This is a genomic window from Fredinandcohnia quinoae (assembly GCF_022427965.1).
Taxonomy (GTDB): domain Bacteria; phylum Bacillota; class Bacilli; order Bacillales; family Bacillaceae_L; genus Ferdinandcohnia; species Ferdinandcohnia quinoae.
In genome coordinates this window covers 24,097-41,098 of the sequence record NZ_JAKTTI010000005.1, presented here as the reverse complement: position 1 = coordinate 41,098, position 17,002 = coordinate 24,097, and the positions used below count along the sequence as shown (strand labels likewise).

The following is a 17,002-nucleotide window of genomic DNA, read 5'->3' as shown; positions in this document are numbered from 1 at the left end:
AGAATGAGAAACATTTGCATAGCTTGTCTTAAGAGGAATTTGAAATAAAAAAGGGGAGGTTATATGTCATATATTTTAGAAAAGGCTAATTTAGTTAAGGATAAAAAAGTGAAACATTGTTCAATTTTAATAAAAAATGATCGAGTGGACTATATTAGTGAAAATTTAAATCGGCTAAAATTTATGCGTATGGAATTGTCAAATTTTTTATTAACACCTGGTCATATTATGATTAATTATTCATTTTCTACAAAGCTTCCATTTCAACAATTTAAAGAAGAAATCATTCACAAATATATTAAAAAAGGATGTACAACATTACTAGTTATAAGTGATGTGAAAAATGAAAATGAGCTAAAGAAAGTGATTAAAGAAACGAAACATTATTTATTAAATAGTCCGATTGATTATTATATTGGAATTCGGATTCCTTTATCTATCTTAACTCCTTCCTTAATGGTTGCTTGTAGGAAACATAAAATTCCAGTCGTAATCACTGTAGTTGATCATAATGAAAATTTATTCAACATTCCTTGGGGTTGGATAAGCGAATCATATTTTTCTTATCGACTTCCAATTATTCCTGAATGGAAAAGCAGAGAAAAGTCGTTATTCCATGGTAAGAAAAATAGTGAGATATGGAATGAAATAATGAATAAGAATCAGATTCCAACAATATCAGACTGTCCCAATGAAGATTTGCCATTGTCAATTGATAATCTAAAAAAAATTGGTATTTATCCCGAAAAGGGAGATATAAGAATTGGTGGAGATTTGGATTATAATCTATATGATATTGATGATATATGCTATTCAGTTGATGAAATGCCTATTCTCGATTATCATAAACATATCCCGAAGATTACAATGCATAAAGGGAAGTTTCTGAAAGTAAATTCCCAGATTTATTTTCGATCAGGTTTTGGAAACGAATGTAAGGTGAAAAAACCTGGCTATTTTGTATCTTCAACTAGGAATACAAATGATGGAAGATTTATAACATAAGAGGAGTTTGAACTTTATGAATAAAATAGACAATGCAATTCAATTAGTTGAGGATGGAAATATAGAGCAAGGTTTAGAATTGTTGGAGCAATTGCAAAATTCATCTACAAACGATGAATTGTACGTAATTGCTCAACATTATTTTAAATGGGGGTTTGTTGAAAAGTCGAAAGAAATTGTTCAACAATTACTTTATATTTATCCTGATGAAGGTGAACTCTATGTCCTTTTAGCAGAAATTATGATTGATATGGATGAAGAGGAGGAAGCAATTTCACTTCTTGACCAAATAGCTGAAGATGATCCAGCATATATTGAAGCACTAGTGTTACAGGCTGATTTATTTCAAATGCAAGGCTTGGTTGAGGTTAGCGAACAAAAATTATTAAGAGCTAAGGAAATGTCAGACCATGATCAAATAATTGATTTTGCCTTGGCTGAATTATATTCGAGTAATGGTGAATTTTATAAAAGTATTCCATATTATATGGAAATATTACAAGAAAGCGAGCAAATAGCAGGAGTTCTTGTAAGTGCAAGGCTTGCAGAAAGCTTAAGTGCTACAGGAAAATTTGAGGAAGCCCTACCTTACTTTGAAGCAGCCATTTCCAAACAGGAGGATAGCCATACATTGTTCGGATTTGGAGTAACGGCATATCAAGCTGAATATTATAGTAAAGCAATTGAAGTATTTTCGAAATTAAAGGATTTGGATCCTGATTATACGTCTTTATACTTTTATTTAGCTGAAGCTTATGAGAAAGAAGGTTTATTAGATGAAAGTCTGCAAGTTTTACAACAGGGCATTCAGGTGGATTCATTAAATAAAGAATTACACTTTAAAGCCGCTATGATTTCCTTGAAATGCGGTCATAGAGATCGTGTTGAGCAATATTTACGTGAAGCGGTTGGAATTGACCCAGGCTATGTTGAAGCAACGTTACAACTTAGTAATTTTCTTTTGAATGAAGAGAGATATGATGATGTAGTTGAATGTCTAGAAGCAGTTATGGGATATGGTGAATTTGATGAACAGTTTGAATGGGACCTCGCATATTCAAAAAATAAATTAGAGCAATTTTCTGATGCATTAAATCATTACCGTCGTGCATATACTTTTTTTAAGGAATCCCCAGAGTTTTTAGAAGAATTTGGTTACTTTTTATTAGAAGATGGTAAAAAGACAGAAGCAATTGATGTATTTAAGAAATTGCTTGTAATTAACCCATCAAAGTATGAGATTGAGGAGCTTCTTGAAGATTTAGCATAATTATTGTTCAATAATTGGATTTTGCAGGAAATTCAGTTTGGATGTAGAATGTATTTAATTATAAGTGACAACTCATCAAAAGCAGAGGAGGGAAGCATAGCGATGACTACCCCTGTATCTGTCAACGAGAAAAAAGATTTTATTCGCTGGTTTCTTAATAATTATCAGCTAAAAAGAAGAGAATGTGTTTGGATTTTGAATTATTTAATGAGTCATGATCAGCTAATGAAAAATGTTCATTTTGTTGAGCAGGCACAATATTGTCCTAGAGGAATAATCATGTCCACACATTGCGTTGATGACGTCCCATTTCGTTTTTACAAAGAAAATATAATGACAACGGATGCGGAAAAATCATTTCATGATATCCGATTAAATCGAGAAGAAGAAATTTTTATCCAACTTAATTTTAGGTCATCCTTTCATTCTCCACATTTCGTAGCTGTTCTTGAGGAGAATCCCTATATGCCGAAACATCTCCAAGTGAATGAAAAGGATAAAGAACTTGCGAAGAAATTCTTAGAAGAATCTATTCAGATGTATCAAAAAGAAAATCTATTAAAACTTATCGATGATGCATTAGACAGACAGGATGAAGCAGAATTTCTTCGATTATCAACACAACTTAAAAAAACTTTAGAATGACATTCGTCGGACTAAAGTTTATTTTTTTTGTACGAAAATTTTAAAATATGGTATGTTATTTTTATGCTAAATGAAAGGAAGCGAATACACTTTGAAATGGACAACAAAGGACATCGACGTATACTTACAAGCAAAGGAATATGTTGATACAGCCGTAATACCATTAATACCAATCTCTTGGAAAGATGAAGTTAAATCAACAGTTGCAATGGGGGAGTTTATAACGATACTCTCAAATGAAGTTGAGCGGCAATTTAAGGGAAGAATTATATTGTTCCCTGCTTTTACATATATGAAGAGTGAGGAATTGCTTAGCAGCAAGGAACGTCTAGCAAATTGGACAAGCGAAATGAAAGAATCAGGAATGAAGCATTTTATTTTTATAACCTCAGATAGTAATTGGAAAGTAGTAGAACAAGTTCTTCAAGGTTCATTGATATGGCTTCCTACTTTGCCACTAGAATATGTGGAGGAAAAATACAAACAATCGATGCTTCAAGATCAAATGAAGCAGCTTATTTCAGTATTTATGAATATTTGGCAATAAACTTGATCATCTAACTTTAAAATTTGGACAATTTCCCAATTAAAGTCACATAGTTGCCATGTTTTAAGCAAATGATAATATTGACCTTCACATCATATTGATATATCATGAGAATGTCCTAGTATTAATTGTGTTCAATTATGTCCGGAGTGGACTTAGCTTAGCAATAAGGGGGGAAAAACATGAGCGAGAATAAACAACCAGTTACACGACGTCAATTCCTAACCTATACATTAACAGGTGTGGGCGGATTTATGGCAGCTGGAATGCTAATGCCATTGGTTCGTTTTGCTATTGATCCAGTACTTAAGCCAGCTCCTAAGCATGATATGGTACAAGTAGTTTCTGTGGATAAAATAACGAATGAGCCACAAAAATTTGACTTCCAAGTTCATCAAGTTGATGCATGGTATGAGTCTGAAGTAACTACATCTGCATGGGTTTATAAAGAGGGAAATGAAATTATTGCACTATCACCAGTTTGTAAACACCTTGGCTGTACAGTAGACTGGAACACGGATCCAGCGAATCAAAATCATTTCTTCTGTCCTTGTCATTATGGATTGTATACAAAGGACGGTACGAATGTTCCGAATACTCCACCAATGGCTCCGTTAGATGTTTATGTACAAGAGGTAAAAGATGGCTATTTATATTTAGGTAAAGCACAACCAAGGAAAGGGGCGTAATCCATGCTTAACAAGATTTATGATTGGGTAGACGATCGACTTGATATTACGCCTCTTTGGCGCGATATTGCTGACCATGAAGTTCCAGAGCATGTTAATCCAGCGCATCATTTCTCTGCGTTTGTGTACTGCTTTGGTGGTCTTACATTCTTCGTAACGGTTATCCAAGTGCTCTCTGGTATGTTCTTAACGATGTACTATGTACCAGATATTAAAAATGCATGGGAATCTGTTTATTATTTACAGAATGAAGTTGCTTTTGGTCAAATCGTTCGAGGAATGCATCACTGGGGGGCAAGTTTGGTAATCGTAATGATGTTCCTACATACTCTTCGTGTATTTTTCCAAGGTGCTTATAAAAAACCACGTGAATTAAACTGGATTGTAGGGGTTCTAATCTTCTTCGTAATGTTAGGCCTTGGATTCACTGGATATTTACTACCTTGGGATATGAAAGCGTTATTTGCAACAAAAGTTGGTCTGCAAATTGCAGAAGCAACCCCATTAATTGGTACTCAATTAAAGGTACTACTAGCGGGACATCCTGAAATTGTCGGGGCACAAACTTTAACACGATTCTTTGCGATTCATGTTTTCTTTTTACCGGCAGCATTGTTTGCTTTAATGGCAGCTCACTTCATTATGATACGTAGACAAGGTATTTCAGGACCACTGTAAAATTAATTGGACTACTAATTTTTACTTATAAACCTTAAAAAAGGAGGGGGACCGATTATGCATCGCGGAAAAGGAATGAAATTTGTAGGGGACTCCCGTGTTCCTGTCGGAAGAAAGCAAAATATTCCTAAGGATTATTCCGAATACCCAGGAAAAACAGAAGCATTCTGGCCGAACTTCTTGTTAAAAGAATGGTTGGTAGGTTCTGTATTCCTGATTGGATTTCTCTGTTTAACAGTGGCACATCCGTCACCATTAGAACGTATTGCTGATCCAACAGATACAGCATATATTCCATTACCTGACTGGTACTTCTTATTCTTATATCAATTACTAAAATACTCTTATGCATCAGGACCATATACAGTAATTGGTGCTCTTGTTATGCCTGGACTTGCGTTTGGTGCTTTACTATTAGCTCCATTCTTAGACCGTGGACCAGAGCGTCGACCTGCTAAAAGACCTGTTGCAACTGGACTAATGTTATTAGCTGTTTCAGCTACTGTTTTTTTAACTTGGGAATCAGTTGTTACCCATGATTGGGAAGCATCAAAAGAACAAGGTAAAATTGTAGCCGAAGCTGATATTGATACTGCGTCTGAGGGATATTTAGTATTTAAGGATAAAGGTTGTATTAGTTGTCATGGGGATAACCTTCAAGGTATTGCAGGTGTTGGTGCATCACTAGTTGACACTGGGCTGACTCCAGAGGAAGTAGCAGATATTGCAAAAAATGGTACAGGAGACATGCCTCCGGGTATGTTCAAAGGTACTGATGAAGAACTTCAAAAGCTTGCAGAATTTATCTCAGGTGTAACATCTAAATAACTTATAGAAAGCTGACTTTACTTGTCGGCTTTTTTTCTTTCTGAAAATTACTTGACATTCTTGTTCATTTTCGTGAATCTAGAATTAGATCATGTTAAGGAAAGTTGGTACATATTGATGAAATCAATTACATATTTAATGGGACAACGTTGGGTATTATGGACTCTACTGATAATTAATGTGCCGGGGACAATCTATGGTTATATTTGGTATGAAAGTCAATTGAAGATAACACCTGCAAAATTTTTAGTCTTTGTTCCGGATAGCCCGACTGCAAGTTTATTTTTTTGTATCGTATTAGTCGGATTTTTATTGAAAAAAAATTGGCCATTGATTGAAGCATTAGCAATTGTAACTTTATTTAAATATGGAATTTGGGCAGTTGTGATGAATATTCTAACATATTTCACTGGTGATTTAACACCTGTAGGATATATGCTAATATTCTCCCATTTAGGTATGGCAATTCAGGGATTACTATATGCTCCATATTACCGAATTAAACCGATTCATTTAGTTCTTGTTGCAGTTTGGACACTACACAATGATGTCATTGATTATGTATTTCAAATGCTTCCACGATACAGTATGCTAGATCAGTATATTCCACAAATCGGATATTTTACATTTTGGTTAAGTGTGACATCAATATTAATCGCATACCTTTTGTGTGTTAAGAAAGATGGCTTGAAGCTCTCTTTCCCATAATGAAAAAAAATGGTCTACTCTTGTCCAACTAAACATACATTTTACTAGATGTTTGGGGAGGGACAAGTATGAGATTTTTTAGAATGGTTGTTATAATTTGTATCCTATTATTTTTATATTCAGCATCCATATTTGCTGTTTCTAAAGAAGGCAATTGGGAGAGTCTCGATCATATTTCTGATCAAGCTTTACTTATGGTGAAACAAGAAAGATATGAAGAGGCTGAGCAATTCTTATCACATTTTTCTAATGAATTTTTAAAGGTCAATTTAAAAAATAGACCATATTCGATGGGTGAATTACAAATTATTACAGATGCTCATAATCACGCATTAGAAGCAGTCAACTCCTCATCACTCGACTTTGGGGATAAACTTAGAATCGTCACACAATTTCGGCTTGTAATCGATGCGATTCGTTCTGAGCATCAACCGATGTGGGCAGAAATGGAAGATTCAATCATGACTACATTTAGTCAGATGAAACAAACAGTTGAAATTGGAGATATTCAAACATACCAACAACACTTAAATGCTTTTCTTTCCAAGTATGAGATGATTTATCCAAGTTTGAAAGTAGATATTACTGAGGAAGCTGTTCAAAGGCTTGACTCACATATCACATTTTTGGATCATTATCGTGACGATGATTTGAATAATTCAACTCGCTTAAAGCAGCTTGAGCAAATGGAAGTAGATCTTACGAATTTATTTGACAAAATGAAAGAGGATGATGCAGATCCGTCATTAATTTGGGTGATGATATTAACGGGTAGTACTATCATTCTATCATTAACATATGTAGGTTGGAGAAAATATATTGGTGATAAACAAAAGAAACAATCTCAAAGAGATTACGATGATCGTTAAACGTATTGATTGACTTTCTTCAATTACCTCACTACAATATTACTTATATCTAAGTATGGAGGAAATATACGTATGATTACATTTTTAGTGTATTTTTTGATCATCAGTTTAATACCGCTATATGCTCAAATGAAGGTTAAAAGTACTTATAAGAAGTATTCGCAAGTACAAGCATCTTCTGGATTAACTGGAGCTCAAGTTGCTAGAAGGATACTAGACCAAAATGGACTATATGATGTAAGAATTGAAGAGACCCCGGGGTTTTTGTCAGATCACTATGATCCGAGATCAAAAACCGTTCGTTTATCTTCTAATAATTATCATGGAACTTCACTAGCAGGCTCTGCAGTTGCAGCACATGAGGTTGGACATGCAATACAAGACCAACAAGACTATGCTTTCTTACGTTTTCGTCATGCACTTGTTCCAGTAGCAAATTTTGGTTCAAATGTTTCCTGGATCTTAATCTTAGCTGGAATGTTTTTTACAGCATTTCGAGATTTAATGTTATTAGGAATTATTTTTATGGCAGCTGCTGTACTATTTCAGGTAGTTACATTACCAGTTGAATTTAATGCATCTTCACGTGCAATGCAGCAGATTGTATCCGTAGGTGCAATTCGAAATGAAGAAGAACATGAAACAAAAAAAGTATTAAATGCAGCAGCAATGACTTATGTTGCAGCAGCATCTGTAGCGGTACTGGAACTATTAAGACTTATCTTAATATACACCGGGATGACAAGATCTGATGATTAAAGAAAAAACCTGCGATTGCAGGTTTTTTAACGTTCTATAGGGTTTTTGTTTTCATCTAAAGTGAAACCTTCTCCAAGTACATCGTGTACATCACTGACCGCAACAAAGGCGTGTGGATCGACAGATGTGATAACTTGCTTTAAGCGAACAATCTCATTTCGACCTACAACACAATATAAGATGTTTTTTTCTTGCTGAGTAAAAGATCCGATCCCTTTTAAAATGGTTACACCACGTTCCATTTCCTGAAGTATTTTTTTTGAGATTTCCGCATTCTTATCTGAGATGATTGTTGCCCCTTTTGCAGAATAAGCTCCTTCTTGCATAAAATCAATTACTCTAGCACCTATGAATACAGCAACCAACGTATACATCGCTTCTCTATATGATAAATAAAAGATAAGTGAAAGTGTAATTACGACTGCATCAAACATAAACATCGTTTTGCCCATACTCCACCCTATGTATTTATGAACTAATCTTGCGATTATATCAACGCCACCTGTTGTACCTCCAAAACGGAATATAATCCCTAACCCTACACCTATAAAAACACCAGCAAATAAGGCTGCTAACGTCAAATCTCCATCAAGAGGTATATGGAATTGATATCTCTGAAAAATCCATAGAAAGATAGAAAGGCTTACTGTCCCAATAATTGTATAGTAGAAAGAAGTTCGACCAAGTAATTTCCAGCCTAGAAAAAATAATGGGATATTCAAAATTAAATTCGAATAGGAAGGGTCGAAACTAAATAAGAAATACAACAACAAGGTGATTCCTGTAAAGCCGCCTTCAGCAAGATTATTTTGCATATTGAAATGAACAAGTCCAAATGCAAAAATGATTGAACCGAATAATATAAATAAAATATTTTTGATTTTTAAATTCAAATTATACTTCCCTCCTAGTAAATACTCACAATGATAGCTATTTTATTATAGATGATGTTTATTTTGTAATCAAACTACGTATAGAAAAAAGATTTTATATTTGTCAAATTGTCTATGATTAGCTAACATAAAGTAAGAAAATAATGAGGTGAGGCAATTGTCTGAGAAAACAATGAAACAATTACAACAAGAAGTTGATTCATACATAAGTCAGTTTAAAGAAGGTTATTTTAGTCCATTAGCAATGCTTGCAAGATTAACGGAAGAATTGGGCGAGCTAGCTAGAGAAATTAATCATGTATATGGGGAAAAGCCCAAGAAAGCTTCAGAAGCCGAAAAGGCAATCGAGGAGGAAGCTGGTGATCTTCTTTTTGTATTAATTTGTTTAGCAAATTCATTAAACATTGATCTAGAGAATGCACACAATATCGTCATGAACAAATTTAATACTAGAGATAAAAATAGATGGACTAAAGTTGAAATTGATGTGAAAGAGAGGAGTTCAAATGAAACAAATTAAAATTGTTGTAGCTGGACCAAGAGGACGTATGGGAAAAGAGGCTTTAACCTTAATCGAAAATACGGAACATTTTTCGCTTGTTGGGGTGATCGACCGTATTAATGAAGGGAAAAAAGTAAATGAGATTAAAGGTTTGCCTAATCTGGATGCAATTATCTACACTGATGCAATCCAATGTTTCCAAGAAACTGCACCAGATGTGTTGATTGATCTAACTACTCCTGAAATTGGAAGATACCATGCTGAGTTAGCTCTGGATTATGGTGTGAGACCCGTAGTTGGAACGACAGGATTTTCAAAATTGGATTTAGAACGACTTTCAAAACTGGCGAAGGAACGTCAGATTGGTGCAATTATCGCCCCAAATTTTGCAATCGGAGCTATCCTATTGATGAAATTTTCACAAATGGCTGCTAAGTATTTCAAGGATATTGAGATTATTGAATTACATCATGATCAAAAGCTTGATGCACCTTCAGGAACAGCTATTAAAACAGCTGAGTTAATTTCATCAGTTCGGGAGTCAAAAAAACAAGGGCATCCAAATGAACATGAAACAATTCAAGGTGCACGTGGTGCAGAGTTTGATGGGATACATATTCATAGTGTACGGTTACCTGGTTTAATTGCTCATCAAGAAGTCATGTTTGGAGGACATGGACAATTGCTCTCAATTCGACATGACTCTTTTAATCGTGAATCATTTATGTCTGGAGTGAAGGTTTCGGTTGAAACTGTTATGAATCTTGAAGTGCTTGTATATGGACTAGAAAATATTATTGAATAAGGGGAAATGTATCTTGAGAATTGCACTAATTGCCCATGATAAAAAGAAACAAGATCTAATTCAATTTTCTACTGCCTATAAGGAAGTATTAGAAAAACACGAACTATTTGCTACTGGAACGACTGGCTTAAAAATAAGTGAAGCTACAGGATTACAAATTCATCGCTTCCAATCAGGCCCATTAGGCGGAGATCAAGAAATTGGTGCCATGATAGCGAAGGACAAAATGGATATGGTACTCTTTTTTAGGGATCCATTAACAGCTCAGCCACATGAACCAGATGTTTCAGCATTGATTAGACTTTGTGATGTTTACCTAGTGCCTTTAGCAACGAATATGGGAACGGCTGAAATACTCATACATGGATTAGAACGTGGCGATTTCTCATGGAGAGAAATCATTCAAGCGAGAAAAGGTGGACAAAATGGCTGATTCGAAATTACATATTCTAGCATTCGGAGCACATGCAGATGATGTGGAAATTGGAATGGCTGGGACGATTGCAAAATATGCAAAAGAAGGAAAGAAAATAGGTATTTGTGATTTAACGGAAGCTGAGCTTTCTTCAAATGGCACTGTTGCTCTTCGTAAATCGGAGGCAAAGCGTGCAGCAGATCATTTAGGTGTGGAAGTCAGGGAAAATCTTGCTATTCCTGATAGAGGTATCGTAATAAACGATGAAAATATTAAAAAAGTTGTAACTGTTATTAGAAAATATAAACCAACGATCATTTTTGCTCCTTATTATGAAGATCGTCATCCCGATCATGGGAATTGTGCAAAATTAGTGAAGGAAGCTTTTTTTTCAGCAGGCATAAAAAATTTTCAAGATGAGGATGGCCAAGAGCCACATAAAGCGCAGTCACTCTATTTTTATATGATAAACGGTTTCCATAGGCCCAATTTCGTTATTGATATTAGTGCGTACATGGATGATAAAATAGTGAGTTTGCAAACATATAAAAGTCAGTTTCAAAAAACTGATAGCACAATCGATACACCATTAGTTAATGGATATATAGAAACGATTGAAAATCGCGAGAGATTATTTGGTAAAGAAGTCGGTATCATGTACGCAGAAGGTTTTATAGTAGAGAAACCACTTCTAATTAATAAAGATTTATTGGGAGAATAATGAATGAAGTTGAAAATAGGTATTACATGTTACCCTACAGTGGGCGGATCAGGCATAATCGCAACAGAATTAGGAAAACTTTTAGCTGAAAAAGGTCATGAAATTCATTTTATTTCATCAAGTATTCCTTTTCGATTAAATAAAATATATTCAAATATTTATTATCATGAAGTTGAAGTGAATCAATACTCAGTATTTCAATACCCACCTTATGATTTAGCACTTGCAAGTAAAATGGCAGAGGTGGCCAAACGGGAAAAATTAGATTTACTACATGTACATTATGCAATCCCACATGCTGTTTGTGCATATTTAGCAAAACAAATGGTTGGTGGTGATTTGAAAATTGTCACAACATTACATGGTACTGATATTACTGTTTTAGGCTATGATCCATCTTTAACTGATTTAATCCGTTTTGGAATTGAAACATCAGATGTAGTCACAGCAGTTTCGAAGGCACTTGTCGATCAAACCTATGAATTAATCGAACCGAAGAAAGAAATTAAAACGGTTTATAATTTTATTGATGAAAGAGTCTATCATCGAAAGAATGTTAGCGATTTAAAGGAACAATATGGAATTGCTTCACATGAAAAGGTAGTTATCCATGTTTCAAATTTTCGACAAGTGAAACGTGTGCGTGATGTTGTGAAGGCATTTCACTTAATACATAAAGAAATACCATCAAAATTATTACTAGTCGGGGATGGACCTGAACTAACTGTTGTTTGCAAAATGGTTAATGATTTAAAACTAGAGGATGATGTTCTTTTCTTAGGGAAACAGGAAAATGTTGAGGAATTATATTCAATTAGTGATTTAAAACTATTATTATCTGAAAAAGAAAGCTTTGGATTAGTATTATTAGAAGCAATGGCTTGTGGAGTCCCAGCTGTTGGCACGAATATAGGTGGAATTCCTGAAGTAATTAATGATGGTTATAACGGTTATCTATGTGAAATTGGAGATTATGAAGAAGTTGCTAGTAAATCAATTCAATTACTTAAAAACGAAAACCTGCATAAAGAAATATCTAGCAATGCAGTAATGTCTGTAGAAGGGAAATTTAATTCCAAAAAAATTGTTAATGAATATGAAGATTTGTATTTCTCGATACTTAATAAGGATTAAAGATAGGTGAGCTAATATGTTCGAACCTTTTCAAAAAGGAAAAAGGATTATTCAAACATTGCAAACTAATGGATATGAGGCATATTTTGTTGGTGGTGCTGTTAGAGATTTCCTACTAAAAAGAGAAATAGGTGATATTGATATTGCTACTTCTGCTTCACCTAGTGAAACGATGTTACTATTTCCAAAGACGATCGATGTTGGGGCAGCACATGGTACAGTTATTGTCCTTTTTGAAGGAGAACAATTTGAAGTTACAACCTTTCGCACGGAAGAGAACTATGTTGACTTTCGAAGACCAAAGGATGTTGCATTTGTTAAGTCACTACGTGAAGATCTGAAAAGAAGAGATTTTACGATGAATGCAATTGCAATGAATGTGGATGGAGAATTCATCGATCCATACGAAGGAAGAAAAGCCATTGAGTCAAAGGTGATTCAATCAGTAGGCAATCCTTATGAAAGATTTAATGAAGATGCATTAAGAATGATGAGGGCCATTCGATTCGTTGCTCAATTATCATTTAAATTAGATGATAAAACCCAAGAAGCAATTTCAAATCAAGCAAATCTTTTAAGTAAAATATCAATTGAACGTGTAACAGTTGAATTTGAAAAAATGCTAAGGGGAGAAAATTGTCAAGAAGCATGTGGAATTTTATTGGAAACTTCACTTTATCAATATCTTCCAGGTTTGATTGATAAAGAGGAACTATTGACATCGTTTGTTAAGTATAATTGGACTATATTGAAGGATCGGGTTGAGTATTGGACACTCATATGCTATTTACTTAAAATTGAGGACTGTAATTTATTTTTACGGAAATGGAAACTACCATCCAAAATCATTAACAGCGTAGTCAAGAATGTTTCAAGCTTAAAAAAAATCGATGAAGTTGGATGGACCAAGAGGCTATTATATGAGAATGATTATGAAAGTATTTCTCAAGTCGAAAGAATTCGTAAAATCTTAGGATTTGTTAATGATTTAAATTATCAACCATTAGTAGAATATGACAAACTACCGATTAAATCTCGAACTGATTTGGCGATTAATGGACAAGTTCTTACTTCCATGTACGATAAGAAGCCAGGGAAATGGATTTCTGAACTGTTGGAGAAAGTTGAAAATGCCATTTTAGATCATGAAACTGAGAATAACATACAAATGGTAAAGGAGTGGCTTCGGTCTTGCAATCAGAAATAAGAAAGACATTATTAGAAGTTTTCTCAAATGCTAACGGGGAATATATTTCTGGTCAAAAATTAAGTGAGCGTTTGGGCTGTTCCCGAACTGCTGTATGGAAACATATTGAGGGACTTAGAAATGAAGGGTATGAACTTGAGGCGGTTCGCAAATTGGGCTACCGGATTATCTCTAAGCCTGACAAGATTAGTAGTAATGAAATTCAATTAGGTTTGAAAACATCAAGTCTGGGACGAAATATTCATTTTGAAGAAACCGTAACATCTACCCAAAAAATTGCCCATCATCTTGCGTACGAAGGTGCACCAGAAGGAACAATTGTTGTTGCTGAAGAGCAGACTGCTGGTCGTGGCAGATTAGATCGGGTATGGCATTCACCGAAACATACGGGGGTGTGGATGAGCATTATTTTACGGCCTAATATTCCTCCATATCAGGCACCACAATTGACATTATTAGCTGCAGTTGGTGTTGTTCAAGGAATTCAGGAAGCAACAGGGCTTGAAGCTGATATTAAATGGCCTAATGATATACTGTTGAATAATAAAAAGGTTGTTGGTATTTTAACTGAGCTGCAAGCAGAGGCTGATCGAATAAATTCTGTCATAATTGGAATCGGGATCAATGTGAACCATACCGAAAGTCATTTTCCCGACTTTTTAAAAAATATTGCAACCTCTTTAGCAATTCAAAAAGGGGAGGGAATTGATCGGGCAAGATTAATACAATGTATATTAGTGAAGATTGAAAAGCTTTATGGTGAGTACCTGCAGCATGGGTTTAAAATCATTAAGCTATTATGGGAAAGTTATGCGATAAGTATTGGACAAAACATTATTGCCCGTACACTAACAGGTGCGATCGAAGGAAAGGCTCTAGGCATAACTGATGAAGGCGTTTTACAATTAAAATCCTTAGACGGCACGATACATCACATTCATTCTGCTGATATTGAGTTAACACAAAATAAATAGTAGAAATGGTTAGTGTTTATTTGATATAATTCAGGAGAACCGGGTGGTATCCATTTGGAACCACACCTTTGCAATAAAAAAAATATGGAAATAAAATTAAATATTTTTGTATTCTGCCTTGATCCATTAGACAGGGACAGAGGGATGAAATATGCCAATTTCTGATCAATAATCCTTCTTTCTTGTGAAAGAAGTTTTTTTATTGTCATTGCTAATTCATCACCTCTTTATTAAGAAGGAGGAAACTAAGATGAAACAAACTACTGATTTTTTGAAAATGAAACAAAATAAAGAACCTATTGCGATGTTAACAGCATATGACTATCCGTCAGCAAAACTTGCTGAAGAAGCAGAGGTTGATATGATTTTAGTTGGGGACTCACTAGGAATGGTTGTGTTAGGCTATGAATCTACAATCCCGGTAACGGTTGATGAAATGATCCATCATACGAAGGCAGTTAAGCGAGGAGCAAAAAATACATTTATCGTAACGGATATGCCCTTTATGTCCTATCATATATCAAAATCAGACACATTAAAAAATGCAGCGAGAATTGTCCAAGAAGCGGGTGCTCATGCAGTCAAGGTTGAAGGTGCAAATGAAGTAATTCATACAATTGAAACATTAACGAAAGCTGGTATTCCTGTCGTTGCACATTTAGGTTTAACACCTCAAGCAGTCGGTGTACTTGGTGGTTACAAGGTGCAAGGAAGAGATGCTGAAAGTGCAAGACAGCTAATCACTGATGCTCAAAAATGTGAGCAGGCAGGCGCAATTGCATTAGTTCTCGAATGTGTGCCTAAACAATTGGGAGAAGAGGTCACAAACGCGCTTACGATTCCAACAATTGGAATTGGTGCTGGTAATAAAACTGATGGACAAGTCCTTGTCTTTCATGATGTAATATCATATGGAATTGATCGAGTACCAAAATTTGTGAAAAAGTTTACTTCAGTGAATGAACCAATTTTAAATGGTTTAAAACAATATGTATCAGAAGTGAAAAGTATACAATTTCCAGAAGAACAGCATATGTTTACGATGAATGAAGAAGAACTTGCTACATTATATGGAGGAAAAAAATGAAGGTCATAACATCTGCTAGAGAAATGCAGGATTTCACTGTAAAAGAACGTAAAAGCGGTCGAACAGTAGGATTTGTGCCAACAATGGGCTATTTGCATGAAGGACATATGACATTAATAAAGCAAGCACGTGCAGAAAATGATATCGTTGTTATAAGTATTTTCGTAAATCCACTACAATTTGGACCAAATGAGGATTTTGATGCATACCCTCGTGATTTTGAACATGATCAAAAAATGGCAACAGGGCAAAATGTTGATATTCTTTTTTATCCAAGTACTGAGGAGATGTACCCAAGTGAACCTTCTCTATCCGTAAAGGTAAAATCAAGGGTTAATGTATTATGTGGTAGGAAGAGATCTGGACACTTTGACGGAGTTGCTACAGTCCTCGTTAAACTATTTAATATCATTATGCCTGATCGAGCATATTTTGGCTTAAAGGACGCTCAGCAGGTTGCAGTTGTTGCTGGGTTAATTCATGATTTTAATTTCCCTATTGAACTCATCCCAGTTGAAATCGTACGTGAAGCAGATGGTCTTGCAAAAAGCTCAAGAAATGTTTATTTAACTGCCAAAGAACGAGTAGAAGCACCACATCTATATAAAAGCTTAAAGATAGCAAAATTAGAAATTCAAAATGGTCTAAGAAATCCATCAAAGATTGAAGCAATTATCAGAAAGCATATTTCTAATCATACGGTAGGAGAAATTGACTATGTTGAGATCTATAGCTATCCGGAATTAGAAGTACTACCAGAGATTTCAGGGAAAATAATTATTGCTGTTGCTGTCAAGTTTACAAAAGCGAGACTAATTGATAATATAACATTTGTTGTTTAACTTTATTCAGGGGTTAAAGGGGGAGCATCATGTTTCGGACAATGATGAATGCAAAAATTCACCGAGCTCATGTTACAGAAGCTAATCTTAATTATGTAGGTAGTATCACAATAGATGAAGACGTCCTTGATTCGGTAGGAATGATTGCTAATGAAAAAGTTCAAATTGTAAATAATAACAATGGGGCACGTCTTGAGACTTATATTATCCCAGGAGAAAGAGGTAGTGGTGTATTTTGCTTAAACGGTGCTGCAGCACGCCTCGTTCAAAAAGATGATGTAATTATTGTGATTTCGTATGCGTTGATTCCAGAAGAAAAGGTTGCCGCACATAAACCAAAGGTTGCCATAATGGATGAGCATAATCAAATTAAAGAATTACTTTACCAGGAACCAGCATCTACTATTTTATAACAATCCCCCTT

21 protein-coding genes are annotated in these 17,002 nt (G+C 34.8%); 20 read left to right on the top strand and 1 reads right to left on the bottom strand.

The window, feature by feature from the left end:
- Positions 1-63: 63 nt before the first annotated feature.
- From MJG50_RS05325 to MJG50_RS05280, 10 genes are all read left to right on the top strand, one after another.
- Positions 64-1,005: a hypothetical protein gene (locus MJG50_RS05325; protein ID WP_240253395.1), complete on the top strand. Its 942-nt coding sequence runs from the start codon at positions 64-66 to the stop codon at positions 1,003-1,005.
- A gap of 16 nt (positions 1,006-1,021) precedes the next feature.
- Entirely contained in the window at positions 1,022-2,275 is a 1,254-nt protein-coding gene (locus tag MJG50_RS05320) for a tetratricopeptide repeat protein (RefSeq protein WP_240253393.1), read from the top strand.
- Positions 2,276-2,377: 102 nt separating this feature from the next.
- On the top strand, positions 2,378-2,920 hold the full coding sequence (locus tag MJG50_RS05315; protein ID WP_240253626.1) for a ReoY family proteolytic degradation factor: 543 nt from the start codon (positions 2,378-2,380) through the stop codon (positions 2,918-2,920).
- A gap of 91 nt (positions 2,921-3,011) precedes the next feature.
- On the top strand, positions 3,012-3,467 hold the full coding sequence (locus tag MJG50_RS05310) for a YpiF family protein (RefSeq protein WP_240253391.1): 456 nt from the start codon (positions 3,012-3,014) through the stop codon (positions 3,465-3,467).
- Positions 3,468-3,649: 182 nt separating this feature from the next.
- Positions 3,650-4,156 carry a Rieske (2Fe-2S) protein gene (locus MJG50_RS05305; protein WP_240253389.1) on the top strand — a complete coding sequence of 169 codons (507 nt, stop codon included), beginning with the start codon at positions 3,650-3,652 and terminating at the stop codon, positions 4,154-4,156.
- Between the two features lie 3 nt (positions 4,157-4,159).
- Positions 4,160-4,834: a menaquinol-cytochrome c reductase cytochrome b subunit gene (gene qcrB, locus MJG50_RS05300; RefSeq protein WP_240253386.1), complete on the top strand. Its 675-nt coding sequence runs from the start codon at positions 4,160-4,162 to the stop codon at positions 4,832-4,834.
- Between the two features lie 57 nt (positions 4,835-4,891).
- On the top strand, positions 4,892-5,662 hold the full coding sequence (locus tag MJG50_RS05295) for a menaquinol-cytochrome c reductase cytochrome b/c subunit (protein ID WP_240253385.1): 771 nt from the start codon (positions 4,892-4,894) through the stop codon (positions 5,660-5,662).
- Positions 5,663-5,779: 117 nt separating this feature from the next.
- Positions 5,780-6,370 (top strand): lipoprotein heptaprenylglyceryl N-acetyltransferase LhaT, encoded by a 591-nt coding sequence (gene lhaT, locus MJG50_RS05290; protein ID WP_240253384.1) that lies wholly within the window; start codon positions 5,780-5,782, stop codon positions 6,368-6,370.
- A gap of 68 nt (positions 6,371-6,438) precedes the next feature.
- A complete protein-coding gene (gene ypjB / locus MJG50_RS05285; protein ID WP_240253383.1) occupies positions 6,439-7,239 on the top strand; it encodes a sporulation protein YpjB in 801 nt (266 codons plus the stop codon).
- A 72-nt stretch (positions 7,240-7,311) separates the two neighbouring features.
- Entirely contained in the window at positions 7,312-7,998 is a 687-nt protein-coding gene (locus MJG50_RS05280; protein ID WP_240253382.1) for a zinc metallopeptidase, read from the top strand.
- Between the two features lie 26 nt (positions 7,999-8,024).
- Here MJG50_RS05280 and MJG50_RS05275 read toward each other — a convergent pair whose 3' ends face one another.
- Positions 8,025-8,891: a YitT family protein gene (locus MJG50_RS05275; protein WP_240253381.1), complete on the bottom strand. Its 867-nt coding sequence runs from the start codon at positions 8,889-8,891 to the stop codon at positions 8,025-8,027.
- 172 nt (positions 8,892-9,063) lie between these two features.
- Here MJG50_RS05275 and MJG50_RS05270 point away from each other — a divergent pair, with 172 nt between their 5' ends.
- The 10 genes from MJG50_RS05270 (at position 9,064) to panD (ending at position 16,991) form a co-directional block, all read left to right on the top strand.
- Positions 9,064-9,411, top strand: coding sequence for a nucleotide pyrophosphohydrolase (locus MJG50_RS05270; protein ID WP_240253624.1), 348 nt, complete (start codon positions 9,064-9,066; stop codon positions 9,409-9,411).
- On the top strand, positions 9,398-10,198 hold the full coding sequence (gene dapB / locus MJG50_RS05265) for a 4-hydroxy-tetrahydrodipicolinate reductase (RefSeq protein WP_240253380.1): 801 nt from the start codon (positions 9,398-9,400) through the stop codon (positions 10,196-10,198). The genes MJG50_RS05270 and dapB overlap by 14 nt, the downstream gene beginning before the upstream one ends.
- Positions 10,199-10,211: 13 nt before the next feature.
- Entirely contained in the window at positions 10,212-10,631 is a 420-nt protein-coding gene (mgsA, locus tag MJG50_RS05260) for a methylglyoxal synthase (RefSeq protein ID WP_240253379.1), read from the top strand.
- Positions 10,624-11,334, top strand: coding sequence for a bacillithiol biosynthesis deacetylase BshB1 (bshB1, locus tag MJG50_RS05255; RefSeq protein ID WP_240253378.1), 711 nt, complete (start codon positions 10,624-10,626; stop codon positions 11,332-11,334). Before mgsA ends, bshB1 begins: the two co-directional genes overlap by 8 nt.
- Before the next feature lie 3 nt (positions 11,335-11,337).
- On the top strand, positions 11,338-12,468 hold the full coding sequence (gene bshA, locus MJG50_RS05250; protein WP_240253376.1) for an N-acetyl-alpha-D-glucosaminyl L-malate synthase BshA: 1,131 nt from the start codon (positions 11,338-11,340) through the stop codon (positions 12,466-12,468).
- A gap of 16 nt (positions 12,469-12,484) precedes the next feature.
- Positions 12,485-13,675 carry a CCA tRNA nucleotidyltransferase gene (locus MJG50_RS05245; RefSeq protein WP_240253372.1) on the top strand — a complete coding sequence of 397 codons (1,191 nt, stop codon included), beginning with the start codon at positions 12,485-12,487 and terminating at the stop codon, positions 13,673-13,675.
- A complete protein-coding gene (locus MJG50_RS05240) occupies positions 13,660-14,649 on the top strand; it encodes a biotin--[acetyl-CoA-carboxylase] ligase (RefSeq protein WP_240253371.1) in 990 nt (329 codons plus the stop codon). Before MJG50_RS05245 ends, MJG50_RS05240 begins: the two co-directional genes overlap by 16 nt.
- A gap of 250 nt (positions 14,650-14,899) precedes the next feature.
- Positions 14,900-15,736: a 3-methyl-2-oxobutanoate hydroxymethyltransferase gene (gene panB / locus MJG50_RS05235; protein WP_240253370.1), complete on the top strand. Its 837-nt coding sequence runs from the start codon at positions 14,900-14,902 to the stop codon at positions 15,734-15,736.
- On the top strand, positions 15,733-16,578 hold the full coding sequence (panC, locus tag MJG50_RS05230) for a pantoate--beta-alanine ligase (protein WP_240253368.1): 846 nt from the start codon (positions 15,733-15,735) through the stop codon (positions 16,576-16,578). Before panB ends, panC begins: the two co-directional genes overlap by 4 nt.
- Before the next feature lie 29 nt (positions 16,579-16,607).
- Entirely contained in the window at positions 16,608-16,991 is a 384-nt protein-coding gene (panD, locus tag MJG50_RS05225) for an aspartate 1-decarboxylase (protein WP_240253366.1), read from the top strand.
- Positions 16,992-17,002: the final 11 nt, after the last annotated feature.